The sequence below is a fragment of the Gemmatimonas sp. genome, assembly GCF_044344655.1.
In the GTDB taxonomy this organism is placed as follows: Bacteria; Gemmatimonadota; Gemmatimonadetes; order Gemmatimonadales; family Gemmatimonadaceae; genus Gemmatimonas.
In genome coordinates this window covers 110,206-123,284 of the sequence record NZ_JBIJCN010000004.1, presented here as the reverse complement: position 1 = coordinate 123,284, position 13,079 = coordinate 110,206, and the positions used below count along the sequence as shown (strand labels likewise).

At 67.3% G+C, this 13,079-nt stretch carries 12 protein-coding genes and 1 riboswitch; of the genes, 1 reads left to right on the top strand and 11 read right to left on the bottom strand.

The features are described 5' to 3' along the window. The 3 genes from ACIQ51_RS03000 to ACIQ51_RS02990 all read right to left on the bottom strand — a co-directional run. The coding region (locus tag ACIQ51_RS03000; protein ID WP_396203517.1) for a hypothetical protein at window positions 1–244 on the bottom strand (244 nt) is incomplete at its 3' end. 24 nt (window positions 245–268) lie between these two features. After that, window positions 269–802 carry a cyclic pyranopterin monophosphate synthase MoaC gene (gene moaC / locus ACIQ51_RS02995; RefSeq protein WP_396203521.1) on the bottom strand — a complete coding sequence of 178 codons (534 nt, stop codon included), beginning with the start codon at window positions 800–802 and terminating at the stop codon, window positions 269–271. A gap of 51 nt (window positions 803–853) precedes the next feature. Beyond that, window positions 854–1,942, bottom strand: a complete 1,089-nt coding sequence (locus tag ACIQ51_RS02990; RefSeq protein WP_396203516.1) for a hypothetical protein — start codon at window positions 1,940–1,942, stop codon at window positions 854–856. Window positions 1,943–2,044: 102 nt separating this feature from the next. Between ACIQ51_RS02990 and ACIQ51_RS02985 the strand changes: the two genes are divergently transcribed. After that, window positions 2,045–3,208, top strand: a complete 1,164-nt coding sequence (locus ACIQ51_RS02985; protein ID WP_396203515.1) for a P1 family peptidase — start codon at window positions 2,045–2,047, stop codon at window positions 3,206–3,208. A 26-nt stretch (window positions 3,209–3,234) separates the two neighbouring features. Here the strand turns inward: ACIQ51_RS02985 and ACIQ51_RS02980 are convergent, their stop codons facing one another. From ACIQ51_RS02980 to ACIQ51_RS02945, 8 genes are all read right to left on the bottom strand, one after another. Further along, window positions 3,235–5,292, bottom strand: a complete 2,058-nt coding sequence (locus tag ACIQ51_RS02980) for a homoserine dehydrogenase (RefSeq protein ID WP_396203514.1) — start codon at window positions 5,290–5,292, stop codon at window positions 3,235–3,237. A 178-nt stretch (window positions 5,293–5,470) separates the two neighbouring features. After that, window positions 5,471–5,546, bottom strand: a riboswitch (SAM riboswitch). Between the two features lie 236 nt (window positions 5,547–5,782). Next, entirely contained in the window at window positions 5,783–7,027 is a 1,245-nt protein-coding gene (locus ACIQ51_RS02975) for an acetate/propionate family kinase (protein WP_396203513.1), read from the bottom strand. A 13-nt stretch (window positions 7,028–7,040) separates the two neighbouring features. Then, window positions 7,041–7,418 (bottom strand): hypothetical protein, encoded by a 378-nt coding sequence (locus ACIQ51_RS02970; protein WP_396203512.1) that lies wholly within the window; start codon window positions 7,416–7,418, stop codon window positions 7,041–7,043. 26 nt (window positions 7,419–7,444) lie between these two features. Further along, on the bottom strand, window positions 7,445–8,650 hold the full coding sequence (gene purK / locus ACIQ51_RS02965; RefSeq protein WP_396203511.1) for a 5-(carboxyamino)imidazole ribonucleotide synthase: 1,206 nt from the start codon (window positions 8,648–8,650) through the stop codon (window positions 7,445–7,447). 12 nt (window positions 8,651–8,662) lie between these two features. Continuing rightward, a complete protein-coding gene (gene purE / locus ACIQ51_RS02960) occupies window positions 8,663–9,148 on the bottom strand; it encodes a 5-(carboxyamino)imidazole ribonucleotide mutase (RefSeq protein ID WP_396203520.1) in 486 nt (161 codons plus the stop codon). A 73-nt stretch (window positions 9,149–9,221) separates the two neighbouring features. Beyond that, entirely contained in the window at window positions 9,222–10,202 is a 981-nt protein-coding gene (locus ACIQ51_RS02955) for a sulfurtransferase (protein WP_396203510.1), read from the bottom strand. Window positions 10,203–10,216: 14 nt separating this feature from the next. Further along, window positions 10,217–11,680 carry a M16 family metallopeptidase gene (locus ACIQ51_RS02950; RefSeq protein WP_396203509.1) on the bottom strand — a complete coding sequence of 488 codons (1,464 nt, stop codon included), beginning with the start codon at window positions 11,678–11,680 and terminating at the stop codon, window positions 10,217–10,219. Beyond that, complete coding sequence (locus ACIQ51_RS02945; RefSeq protein WP_396203508.1) at window positions 11,680–13,056, bottom strand: M16 family metallopeptidase; 1,377 nt, start codon at window positions 13,054–13,056, stop codon at window positions 11,680–11,682. The genes ACIQ51_RS02950 and ACIQ51_RS02945 overlap by 1 nt, the downstream gene beginning before the upstream one ends. Window positions 13,057–13,079: the final 23 nt, after the last annotated feature.

Genomic DNA, 13,079 nt, shown 5'->3' with positions numbered 1-13,079 from the left:
GGGACAGCTTGTTGGGGGCAGGGCGGAGCCGGAGCGATCTCGGCGCGTCCGCCGACGCACTGTCGGCACTGACCGTCACCGCCGTGCTCGCCGGCGCGTCCGAGCGGAGGATGGTCGCCAGGATGACCACGGGAACGGATGCGATGACCAGCTGCGACAGGCGACGCGCGGCGCGCCGGCGATACATCCCCCGGCGACGGGCCGCCGCGTCGGGTCGCGGACTCTTTTCAGTTGGATCGTGCATGGACCCCCACGTTCAGCAAGTCACTCACGGACGACCGATGAAGTCCCCCGTCGTCCCACCGCGCTTCTCGCGCAGTACGATGTCGGAGATCACCATCGTCCGGTCGACCGCCTTGGCCATGTCGTAAATCGTGAGTAACGCCACAGACACGGCAGTCAACGCTTCCATCTCCACCCCTGTTTGCGAGGTGGTTTTTACGAGCCCCTCGACCCGGCAGCCGGGAAGAGACTCATCTAGGCTAACCCGAACCTCGATCCCCGACAACGGGAGGGGATGACAGAGCGGGATGAGGTCGGCGGTACGCTTGGCTGCCTGAATTCCGGCCAGTCGTGCCACTGGGATCACGTCGCCCTTTTTCAAGTTATTGCCCTGCAATAACTTAAATGTTTCCAGCGCCATCGAAATTGCCCCGCGCGCGACGGCGGTGCGAACGCTGATCGGCTTGTCGCCAACATCCACCATGTGAAACCGCCCCGCTCGGTCAACGTGCGACAACGCGCTCGCGGGAGAGGGATCGGGCACCGGCGTACCGGCGTCGGCAGACGAGGGGGAAGACATCACGGGCGGGGATCGAGGTGTGGACGACGTACGGGCACTGGCCGTTCGCCCTTACCGCAACTGGCGATGCATCGCGGCCAGCAGCGATGCCGTCAGCAGGTTGGGGCTCACGTTGTTCTGCGCCTTGCCCTTGGCGTGCTCCACCAACGGCAGCACGCTCGCCGTGCGGCGCGCGTCGATGTCATGCCCTCCCGCCACGAGGTGCCGCATCCGGGCATGGAGCAGGTGGGTGAGCGCGTCGAGCGAATCACTGAAGGCCCCGCGGGCCCCTGCCACCCCCTGCTTGGCGGCCGCCTTGATGCGGGCGGCGGTCCCGTCGGGGGTGGACGGTTGCAGCGCGGCCTCGAGCAGGTGCCGGGCATTGGCGAACGCCGCCCCCATGGAGTCGCCGGCAAAGAGGTCGCCGGGGGCACCGTTGGCGCGCGCCAGGACCTCCTCGTGGGGTACACGCGACAGCTTCCGCTCCACCACGGGGTCGGCGAGGAAGGCTTCCAGATCTGCGCGCCCCAGCGACGGCACCCGCACGGACACCACACGCGACCGAATCGTGGCGAGCAGCGCCCCGGGCTCGCTGGTGGTGAGGATCAGCGTGACGCCGTGGGGGGGCTCTTCGAGCAGCTTGAGGAACGCATTGGCCGCTCGGTCGGCGCCCTCTTGGCTCACCATGCGCTCCGCATCACCCACCACGAATACCGTGTGGGCGGCCATCGCCGGGCGCACCTGGGCCATGTTCACGAGCGCGCGGATGTTGTCGGTGTACAGCCCCTCGGTTCCCGGCGGCGGCGCCCACAGCCCTTCCGCCTCCATACGCTCGGCGATCGCTTCGGCGAGGTCCGCCTTCACATCAGCGATGGAAGGGGCGCCGTCCTTGAGCCGTGGACGCGGAAAGAACCAGTGCAGGTCCGGGTGCATGCCCCGTTCACTGTAGCGGCAGTGCTGGCACTGCCCGCAGGGCTCGCCAAGCCGGTCGCGTGTGGCCCGCTCGCACAGCAGCAGCTGCCCCAGCCAAAGCGCTAAGCGCTGCTTACCCACACCGCGCCGCCCCTGCAAGAGAAGGCTCGCCGGGAGGCGACCATCTGCTGCCGCCGCCGACAACCGGGCGCGAATGGGATGGTGGCCGAAGAGGGGACGCAGGGACATGACACAATCTATCCGGTGAACGGGGAGGGGGAAAACCGCGGGACTCCGGCCGCGGGTGGGAGGGCGTATTGCGCGCCCCTTCGCCTCAGCCGAACTTCGGGTATGCGCCGACGCCTCGCCTGCCTCGCCCTCGCGATCCCGGTCTCACTGCCCGCCCAGGTTCGGGCCCGGGCCCTCGGGCTTGCGCCGGGGGTATTTGCCCCCGGCCCCCGCAATGCCATCACGGACGTGGCCGGGGTGCGTGTGGGGCACGCTACCGTCAGCGACGGCGACTCGATTCGCACGGGGGTAACGGCGATCGTCCCGCATGGGGGCGACCTCTTCCGGGACCGCGTGCCGGCCGCGCTCCATGTGGGGAACGGTTTCGGCAAGCTGCTCGGGGTCACGCAGGTGCGTGAACTCGGGGAGATCGAAACCCCCATCCTGCTCACCTGTACCCTGTGTATCTGGCCGGCGGGCGACGCGCTGGCGCAGTGGATGCTCGCCAAGCCCGAGAATGCAGCGGTTCGCTCGATCAACCCGATCGTGGGGGAGACCAACGATGGCGCGCTCAACGCCACGCGCTCCCGTGCCGGGATCGGACACGCGGTCGTAGAGGCACTGAGCACGGCCGACACGGGCGTCGTGGCCGAAGGGAGCGTGGGTGCCGGTCATGGTACCGTGATGTTCGGCTGGAAGGGGGGGATCGGTACGGCCTCGCGCCGTTTGCCGGCCAGACTTGGTGGCTACACCGTCGGCATACTGGTGCAGGGCAATTACGGCGGCGTGCTGCAGATGGCCGGGGTACCGATCGGTCAGCTGCTAGGGCGTTATGCGTTTCAGCGTGACGTCGCCCCCGACTTCGGTCGTCCCTCCGGTCCTGGTGACGCGCAGGCCGAGCACGGCGACGGATCGTGCATGATCGTGATCGCCACCGACGCGCCCATGCTGGCGCGCAACCTCGAGCGGCTCGGCGCGCGCGCGATCATGGGCCTCGCCCGTACCGGCTCGAGTGCCTCCAACGGCTCCGGCGACTACGTGCTGGCGTTCTCCACGGCGGCACGCGTACGCCGCAACCCCGACGCCGCGCTGGCCGCGAGCGAGGAACTTGGGAACGACGCCATGTCAGCGCTCTTTCAGGCAGTCACTGAGGCCACCGAAGAAGCCCTCTACAACGCTTTGCTGATGGCTACGCCCGTATCCAGCCGCGCAGGAACGGTGCGGCCGCTCCCGGTCGACTCGGTACGGCCGTTGCTGCGCGCTCGCGGTATCGGCACCTCCCGCTGAATCCCGGGGCCTAGCCCACCGTCCTGTCAGGCCAACAGGTCGGCCAGCATCGCACCCGCCGTGGCGAGTCCACCCGCACCAGGCCCCTGAAAGACCAGCGCACCAGCTGACGTGCTTTCAATCACGACGCGATTGAGCGGACCCGACACCTGTGCCCAGGCCTCGTCACCTTTCACGCGCGTAGGGATGATGCGCGCGACGAGTGCATGGCCTTCACGCGCACAGCTGGCGAGCAGCTTCACGCGGTCTCCCTCGGCCGCCACTCGGGTGGCCCACGCCGCCGTCTCCGCATCGATGCCGCGCCGCGTAACGGCGAGGGAGCCGGGCTCCACGCCGAAGGCCAGCCAGGCGAGGATACGAAGCTTGTCTTCGGCATCCTGTCCATCGAGATCCCGCGTGGGGTCGGCTTCGGCGTAGCCAAGCCGTTGAGCCGTCGCGATGGCGTCGGCCAATGACTGCCCTTCGGCCACCTTGTCGAGCACGAAGTTGCTCGTGCCATTGAGGATGCCACTCACCTGGGTGATCCCCACTCCCGCGGCGCCGGTCCGCACACAGCGCACGATCGGAATGGCCCCACACACGGCGCCCTCGAAATCGAGCCGCATGCCGGTGGTGCGTGCGAGTTGCTGCAGCGCGGCACCGCGTGCCCCCAGCAACGCCTTGTTGGCGGTCACGACACGGATGCCCCGCCGCAATGCGACTTCCACCAGCGTGCGCGCCGTAGTGGTCCCGCCGATCGCCTCCACCAGTACATCGATGTCGTCGTCGAGCAGGTTCATTGCGTCGGTGATGCAGGCATCGGGCGCCGCCACGCCACGGTCGATTGCCTGCGCCAATGCCGGACGTGGCCGGTCAGGATCACGAACCAGCACGCGCTCCACGCGGATCGGGCGCTCATCGGGATACTGCATGGCACGCTCACCAAACAGATCGAGCAGACTGCCTCCGACATGACCGCATCCGGCGAGGGCCACGCGCAGCGGCTTCACGCGCAGTTCCTTCACGCGCTGCGTGGCCAGGTTGGAGTGCCCCACGCGCCCGCTCACCACTGACGGCAGTTCTTGCGGTGCCGAAGGGACCACCGATTCCGCGCGGGCCACGGCCTGCGCCACGATGCGCGCCACCCGCTCCGTTTCGAGCAGGAAGGCGTCGTGGCCGTGCACCGACGGCAGTTCCACGTAGGTGGCGCGGGCAGCCTCGGCCCACTCTCGCACACAGTGATCCGGATAGAGTAGGTCGCCAGGGATGCCTACGCCGGTCAGTCGGTCGCCAATCGCGGCGAGCGCGGCGCCAACACCGCCGCGGCCACGACCCACATCGTGCCGGTCCATCGCGTCAATGAGGGCACCGTAGCTCGTGGCGTCGAAACGCGCCACGAGCTTCTCGCCATGCATGTCGAGCCATTCGTTGATCTGGAATTCGCCGGACGCACTGGTGGCTCGTCCGAATCGGCGCTCCAGTCCTTCTGCGGTGCGATAGCTCAACATGCCGACCATGCGCGCGAGGGCGAGTCCGTCGCGCACGCCCCCGAGGGCGATGGCGCGGCGCATGATGGCATTCCACGCGAGTCCCTGGGTCGTCTGCGCGGCCGGCGCCGCGAGACACACGGCGCCGCGCACACGATCAGGATAGCTCGCGGCGAATTCCAAAGTGACCATCCCTCCGAGTGAACCGCCGCAGACGAGCAGCGGTGCCGCTACGCCGAGGTGGTCCAGCAGACGAGCCAGCACGGCGGCTTGATCGCGGGTGGAGATCGGTGGCAGTGCGCCGGGATCTGCGTTGGTGGGTCCGGTCGTACCATCGCAGCCCCCCAGCAGGTTGGCGGTCAGGATCGCATGCCGTGTAGGATCGAGCGCCGCGCCGTCGCCGATGACCCCCTTCCACCACGAACTTGCCTCTACCGTACCGGTGAGGGCGTGCACCACCAGTATCACGTTGTCACGCGCGGCGTTGATACTGCCTTCGAGCCGGTAGTGAACGTCCACATGGTCCAACACCTCGCCGTTCGCGAGCGCCACACGCGGCAACGTGACGGTGTCGTCGCGCACTGGCCACACAGGGGCCGCCGGGACGGTTGCGGCCACCCCAACGGATGCGGATCGCGCACCGGACGGTCGGGAGCCCGCACGTAGGGGCGTACGCGGCGTGAGCAGGGACGGGGGGAGCGTGCTCATTCCGCGCGCTCGATAACGTTGGACATCGTGGGCACTCTCCAGACTGCGTGAGTGCCGCCGGACAACACGATGGGCGCGGAGACGGCAGACCGTCGGGCGCACTCGCTGTTTAGCTCCTTGTTTTGCGTGGCGGCAATCGGCGGCAAATCACCACGGCACCGGTAGGGTGCAAACACTTCGGTTGTCGAGGCGGCGATTCCCGTGTGCAGGAGCCGAAAACACTGACGGCCCTCGCCGATTGCATCGTCGAGGGCCGTCAGGGCCGCGACTTAGACGGATGGTCAGCGCCGCTGGCGCTGAGTACACGGCCCGTCAAATCGGGAAAATCGCCGCGCACACCGAAGTATCGTAAGAACGGGGCGGGAAATCAAGCCAAGGGGCTCTGCCCACGCGTTCCGCGCTACCCCGGCAGGGGCACACCGCTCACGACGCGGTAGGTATCACGCGCGATCAGCAATTCCTCGTCGGTGGGTACCACCCATGCGTGGAGCGACGAGCCGTCGGTCGAAAAGCGCCCCTCACGACCGTCGACCAGCGCCGCGTTGGCTGTGCCATCCACGTGCAGTCCCGCCCATTCCATCCCCTCGCAGATGCGGGCACGGATCTGGGGACTGTTCTCGCCCACACCGCCGGCAAACACGATCGCCTCTGCCCCGCCAAGCGCGGCGAGATAGGCGCCGATGTACTTGCGGGCACGATAGCAGAAGATGTCGATCGCGAGTCGCGCGCGACGATCATTGAGTTCGTTCGCTTCGGCCAGCAGGTCACGCATGTCGTTGGTGAGCCCCGAAATGCCGAGCAGCCCCGACTGGCTGTTGAGCATCGCTTCCACTTGCGACAGGGAGAGCCCCTCCTTGGCCGCGATGTAATCGAGCAGCGCCGCATCGATATCGCCGGAGCGCGTGCCCATCACCAGCCCTTCGAGTGGCGTGAAGCCCATGCTGGTGTCAATGGACACGCCGTCGCGTATGCCGCAGGCCGAGCACCCGTTGCCGAGGTGGAGCGTCACGATGCGCACCTCGCCACGCTCGCGTCCCGTGATCTTGCGGAAGCGGTAGGCGATAGAGCGATGCGACGTGCCATGAAAACCGTAGCGGCGGATCCTGTGTCGCCGGTACAGCGGATACGGTATGGCGTAGATGTACGCGTGCTCGGGGAGCGTATGGTGGAACGCCGTGTCGAAGACCGCCACCTGCGGCACGCCGGTGCCGAGCGCCTTGCGAGTGGCTTCGATGCCCCGGAGGTTGTGCGGGTTATGCAGGGGGGCGAGTTCCACGTTGTCCTCGATCCCCTGCAACACGGTGTCATCCACCAGCACACTGCTGCGGAACTGCTCCCCGCCGTGCACCACGCGATGCCCGACCGCATGAATGTCGGCCCGTGCCGTCAGCCCCGTCCCGCTCTCTGGCGAGGTGATGTGGTCCACCAGCCAGTCTACCGCCGCCCGCATGTCGCGCAGCGAGGCCGTGCGTGTGCGCGTGCTGCCATCGGCGTGACGGATGGTGATCACCGACTCACCACCGATACGTTCGATCTGGCCACGCAGCAGTTTGGCATCCTGGTCGCCCGCGATACGCTCGCCGTCGGTCGCGACCACCTGGAACTTGAGGGTGGCCGAGCCGACGTTGAGGACGAGGATGTTCACGGCGCGCTGCCGGTTAGAAGGGCTTGTAGAGCGCCATGTACACGGCAAGTCCCGCCAGCAGCGGCAGGAGGAAGATGAACGGCTTGGCGAGCGCGGGTTTGCGGTACGGCAGGAGTACGATGGCGCTGAGGAGCACCCATACGATGAGCTTCACCCACAACCACCCGGGAAAGTTGGTGCCATGTGCGAAGCCGATGCGCGCCAGCATGCCGAAGCCACCCACGAGGATCAAGAGGGCGCCCACGCCATGCACGGAACTCATGAGGCCGCGCGTCTGGCTTGATGCCTTCGTGCCACCGTTCGCGGCATGCGTTGCCACGCCGCCGATCGCGAGAAACAGCATCGCAATCCCAATGATGTGCAGAATTTCGTAGAAGTCGCGTGGAAACATAACGGATCGGTCGGGAGAGATCTGTTTCAGGACGTGATGTGGGAGAGCACCGGCTCGTCCACGTCGAAGCTGGCCACCGTGCCGGGCGAGAGGCGGCGATAGCACTCGAGTACCTTGCCCAAAGCGTCTTGCGGGTCGGTGCCGATGGCGGAGAGATGGCCCATCTTGCGGCCGGCGCGCGCCCCGGCTTTGCCGTAGAGGTGTAGGCGGGTGCCCGGTACGTCGAGGGCGTGCGAGGTGTGCGGCGGCTGCTCTTGCAGCCACACATCGCCGAGGAGATTGGCGATCGCCGACGGGGCAAATACATCGGTGGCGCCGAGCGGGAGGTCGCAGATCGCGCGCACGAGCTGTTCGAACTGGCTGGTCGCCAGCCCGCGCTCGCTGTGGTGATAGGTGTTGTGCGGACGGGGCGCGAGCTCGTTCACCAGCAGCTCACCGTCGGTGGTCACGAAGCACTCCACCGCCAGCAGCCCCGCGATGCCGATGCGCTCGGCGATGTCCCGCGCGAGCGTTTCGGCGCGCTGCGTCATGGCGTCGCTGATCACCGCGGGGACAACAGCCCATGTGAGCACACCGCTCGTGTGGTGATTCCGCGACGGCGGATACACGGCGACCTTGCCACTGGGCGTGCGCGCCACCAGCACTGACAGCTCGTAGTGGATACTGACCTTCTTCTCCACGAGGCACTCGCGTGACCCCAACGCGGTCCACGCATCAACGCCCTGCGACGGCTCGGAGAGGCGCACCTGCCCGCGGCCGTCGTAGCCACCGTGCGTGCTCTTGGCGATGCAGGGGCCATGCGCTCGCACGGCGTCGGCGATGTCGCTGGCCTGCTGGGCCGCCACGAAGGGTCCCAATGGAAACCCCTGCGCCTTGAGCCACTGCTTCTGCCGGATGCGATCCTGGATGATATACACCGGCGCGCGTCCCGGGCGCAGCTGCGTACGAGCCGCAACGGCGTCGAGCACGTCGGGGTGGATCTGCTCGATCTCGAGCGTCACCACGTCGCACTGGGAGGCCAGATCGATCGCGGCCTTCACGTCGTCGAAGCGCGCCGTGATGGTGCGGGACGCTACGGCGCGGGTGGCGCAGGCCGCCTCAGGGTCGAGCACATGGATATCGTAGCCCATTGAGCGCGCCGCGAAGGCCGTCATGCGCCCCAGCTGGCCACCACCGAGGAAGCCGATGGTCGCGCCCGGCAGGATGGGTGAGGGAGAGGTCGGGTTGGTCACGAGGTGGCGGTGTTACGCAGTGGGGGCGATGGCGTTCGGCGCAGGGAGTGGCCGCGCCAGCGCTTCGGCCGCCTTGGTCACGCGGCGGTCGGCAAGGCGGTCCAGCAAGGCAGGGTCGTGTGCGGCGAGCAACTGGGCCGCATACAGTGCCGCGTTGGCCGCGCCCGGCTTACCGATCGCAAACGTGGCGACCGGAACGCCCGCGGGCATCTGCACGATGCTGAGCAGCGCATCCATACCGTTGAGCGGGGTGGCTACGACGGGCACACCGAGGACCGGTACGAGCGTCTTGGCGGCGAGCATACCCGGCAGGTGCGCCGCACCGCCGGCACCGGCGATGATGGCGCGCAGACCACGCCCCTGTGCCTGCTCGGCGTAGTCAAACAGCCAATCCGGCGTGCGATGCGCCGATACCACGCGCGCCTCGTAGGGGATGCCCAATTCGGCGAGAATCTCACAGGCCGGCGCAAGCGTATCGAAATCGCTCGCGCTGCCCATGACCACACCAACGAGGGGCGTGGCAGCAGCTGCGGTCACGGCAACTCCGGGAGAGGGGTTCGAGGGAATCTACCTACTTTTTGTCGCCGGGCCCCACCACGGGGTTGGTGCTGCCACTCCATTCCTGGAAGGAGCCGTCGAACATGCGCGCGTCATGGCCGAGCATCGTCGCCACGAACCAGAGGAGGGTCGCCTGCTGCCCGATGTGGCAGTACGTGATGACCGGCTTGCTCTTGCCCACCTGCTGCGCGGCAAAGAGCTCCGCGAGGTTGTTGCTGGGGAGGAAATAGCCGTTCTGGCTCACCGCGGAGATGGGGATATTCACCGCCGTGGGAATGTGGCCTGCGCGCGGATACCCACCACCATCGCCATTGTAGAAGCGCGTAAGGCGCGCATCCACGATGTGCCGCGACGCGTCCTGGGTGGCGGTGGCGACCTGCGACATGAGCGCGATCAGTTCCGGCCGGATGCGCGGCGTAAACGTGACGGCCGCGGCGGGAGCGGGCATGGCCGTACTCACGGCCCTCGCCTCCTTCTTCCACGCTTGATACCCGCCGTCCATCAGCGAGGCGCGGTCACCGGCACCGAGGTACGCAAGTGTGAAGTACACGCGCGTGGCAGACTGCAGGTTGAAGTCGTGCGGCACCACGATCACGCGCGTGCGGTCACCGATCCCGTTGCGCACGGCCCATGCCGTGAGCTGCTCGGCGCCCGCCATCTGCAGCGTCAGCTGCCCCTGCTGCTGCGGCAGGGCAATGTCCTCGAGCGAGACGATCCGGCTGCCGTCCACGTGGCCGCTGTCATACTGCGCCTTCGTGCCCACGTGCAGGATCACGAGGTCGCGATCGGCACGATGCTCGGCGACCCACGCCGTGGAGACGAGCATCGGTGCCGCGCTGGCACTGCGCGCATTGGGAGCGGCCGTGGCTGGCGCAGTAGCTGGGGCACCGGCCGACGACGCGCCCGACAGACTGCGACAGGCGAGGGGGGAGGCAAGGAGCAGGGCGCTCGCGGCAACCGCGAACGGTCGTGCGGAAGCGATCAGGCTGAGCATGGTGGGTCTCCGGGTCACGGGACGATGACGGGACGGCCACGCATGTCGCGCACATCGACCGGCGCGATCTTCGTGGCCTTGAGCGGCGTCTCGATGCTGGCACGGTCGCCGGCGATGACGATCGTGAGCTTCGAGGGGTCGAGATACTTCATAGCCACGCGCTGCACATCGGCGGCGGTGACTTTGCCAATACCGGCATCGAAGGCGCTGAGGGTGCTGGCCGGCAGGTTGTAGGGCACGAGGTTGGCAATCTGCGAGGCGATATCGCTCGTGCTCTCGAAGCCGTCGGCGTAGCCGAGCCGCAGGTAGCGCTTCACCTTCGCGAGCTCCTCAGCGGGCATCGGCTTCCGGATGCTGCGCAGCTCATTCATGAACTCGATGAGTGCGGAATCGGTCTTGGCGCTCACCACTTCGGCGCGGGCCGTGAACGGACCGGCGGCACGGCGCATACTGAAGCCCGACCCGGCACCGTACGTGTACCCCTTCACTTCACGCAGGGTGTTGTTGAGCCGCGAGGTGAACGAGCCGCCGAGCGCGGTGTTCATGACCATGAGGGGGTAGTAGTCCGCCGTGCTGCGGGGGACACCGATGCTGCCGATGCGGAAGCTCGATTGCGCCGCCTTGGGCTTGTCCACGATGTGAATGGCGGTGCCGGCGCGCTGGGTGGCCACCGTGGGATACGCGGGTGGCGCGATCGGGCCCCGTTCCCAGCGGCCGAAGGCGCGCAAGGCGAGGGCCTCGGCGTCGGCCACCGTGAGATCGCCAACCAGCACCAACGTGGCGTTGTTGGGACGGTACCAGCTGCGCCAGAACGTCCTCACGTCGTCGAGTGTGATGGCGTCTACGCTTTCCCGGGCACCGCTTGCGCTGCGCCCATACGGGTGCGACTCGCCGTACAGCAGCGCCGCAAAGGCGCGGTCGGCCATGGCGGGTCCGCGGTCCTGCTCCTGCAGCAGTCCGGTGAGGCGCTCGCTCTTGAGGCGCGCGAATTCCTTCTCGGGAAACGTCGGGCGCAGGACCACGTCGGCCATGAGCGCCATGCCGCTGTCGAGCGTGGCGCGCGTGGTATGGAGGACGGCGCTACTCTGCTCCAGTGACGCGCTGGTGCCGAGTCGTACCGCGAGGTAGCCGATCTCCTCAGCAAGGGAGAGCGCGTCGCGCGAGCCGGCGCCTTCGTCGAGCATGTTGGCCACGAGCGTGGCCAGTCCCGCCTTGCCCGCAGGGTCGGCCTCGCTGCCGGTGCGTACCACCAGCACGGCGTCCACGACGGGCAGTTCGCGCTGCTCCACGATCTGCAGCGTGAGTCCGTTGGGCAGGGTGCGCTGTACCACGCGGGGCAGCGTGAGCGGTGTGGGAGCGCCGAGCTTGGGGGGGGTAGCGCTGGCAGCCTGCGGGGCCTGCTGGGCGCCGATGGCCGGCGCAGGGAGGAAAGCCATGGCGCACAGGATGCGCCAGCGATTCGTCAGGGCGTGACGCATCAGCGGATCCCTCCGAGCGTCGTGGTCGTGAGCGCCAGCTCCTTCTTGCCGGTGGGTACGATGCTCAGTACCACGCGTGGTGTGCCCGCCAGATAGCGGCGCGCCGCCTGCTGCACGAGGGCCGGGGTCAGCTGCTCGTAGCGCGCAAGATCCTGCGCCATATAATCGGGATTGCCGGTGAAGTAGTTGTAGTAGCTCAGTTGGAATGCCTTGCCCGATACACTCGACAGGCGGTCGGTCATCGATGCCCGCATGCCGTTCTTCACGCGCGTGAGTTCGCGCTCGGTCACACCGTTTGTCGCGATGTCGGAGAAGATGCGCGTGATTTCCGCATCGAGATCGCGCAGCGCCACACCGGGGCGCGCCGTGCTCACGAGTTGGATCATGCCGTCAAGCTTCTGCGACTGGTTGCTCATGCGCACGTCCTGAGCGAGCTGCTTGTCGTACACGAGCGTGCGGTAGAGTCGTGAACTCTTGCCCCCGGCCACGATCTCGGCGAGCGCGTCGAGCGCCGCATCGTCGGGAGAGAACGCCTTCACCCCGGGCCACGTGTAGTACACGCGCGGAAGCTGCACGCGATCCTCCGCGGTGAGCAGGGTGTCACGCAGAAGGGTGATGGCGGGAGCGGAGGGGCGGGTGATCTCGCTGGTGCCACGCGGAATGTGGCCGAAGTACTTCCGGATCCACGCCTTTGCCGAATCGGGTTCGAAGTCGCCGGCGATCGTGATGGTGGCGTTGTTGGGCGCGTAATAGCGGCGGAAGAAGTCCTTCACGTCGTCCACCGCGGCGGCACTGAGATCATCCATGCTGCCGATCACATCCCAGGAATACGGATGTCCCTTGGGGAAGAGCGTGGGAAGGATGAGCTCATCGGCGATGCCGTACGGCGCGTTGTCGACGCCCTGCCGGCGCTCGTTCTTCACCACATCGCGCTGCAGGTCCAGCTTCGCCTTGTCCATGGTGGGCAACAGCCATCCCATGCGGTCGGCGTCGAGCCAGAGCATGAGGGGCAGGGCGTTGGACGGGCCGGTTTCGTAGTAGTTGGTGCGATCGAAGTTGGTGGAGCCGTTGTTGCTGGCGCCCGCCGCTTCGAGCCATTCGTCGAACTTGCCGACCGGCACGTTCTGCGAGCCCATGAACATCACGTGCTCGAACAGATGCGCGAAGCCGGTGCGCCCCGGCTTTTCGTCGCCGGATCCCACCTTGTAGAAGTTCTCGACGGTGACGATGGGCACCGATCGATCCACATGAAGAATGACTTCGAGCCCATTGGGCAGCGTGTACTTCTCGTGCGGGATGGTCGGCGCTTTCTGCGCCGTGAGCGGAACGGCACCGGCCAGTAGGGCCAGCGCCACGCGACGGAAATTGAGACTCATGGTTCGCGGGAGAGAAGCACAAT

What these genes read in the sequence shown, in the direction of transcription:
- moaC (WP_396203521.1), bottom strand. Translation starts at nt 802, where the DNA reads ATGTCTTCCCCCTCGTCTGCCGACGCCGGTACGCCGGTGCCCGATCCC.
- ACIQ51_RS02990 (WP_396203516.1), bottom strand. Translation starts at nt 1,942, where the DNA reads ATGTCCCTGCGTCCCCTCTTCGGCCACCATCCCATTCGCGCCCGGTTG.
- ACIQ51_RS02985 (WP_396203515.1), top strand. Translation starts at nt 2,045, where the DNA reads ATGCGCCGACGCCTCGCCTGCCTCGCCCTCGCGATCCCGGTCTCACTG.
- ACIQ51_RS02970 (WP_396203512.1), bottom strand. Translation starts at nt 7,418, where the DNA reads ATGTTTCCACGCGACTTCTACGAAATTCTGCACATCATTGGGATTGCG.
- purE (WP_396203520.1), bottom strand. Translation starts at nt 9,148, where the DNA reads ATGGGCAGCGCGAGCGATTTCGATACGCTTGCGCCGGCCTGTGAGATT.
- ACIQ51_RS02955 (WP_396203510.1), bottom strand. Translation starts at nt 10,202, where the DNA reads ATGCTCAGCCTGATCGCTTCCGCACGACCGTTCGCGGTTGCCGCGAGC.
- ACIQ51_RS02950 (WP_396203509.1), bottom strand. Translation starts at nt 11,680, where the DNA reads ATGCGTCACGCCCTGACGAATCGCTGGCGCATCCTGTGCGCCATGGCT.
- ACIQ51_RS02945 (WP_396203508.1), bottom strand. Translation starts at nt 13,056, where the DNA reads ATGAGTCTCAATTTCCGTCGCGTGGCGCTGGCCCTACTGGCCGGTGCC.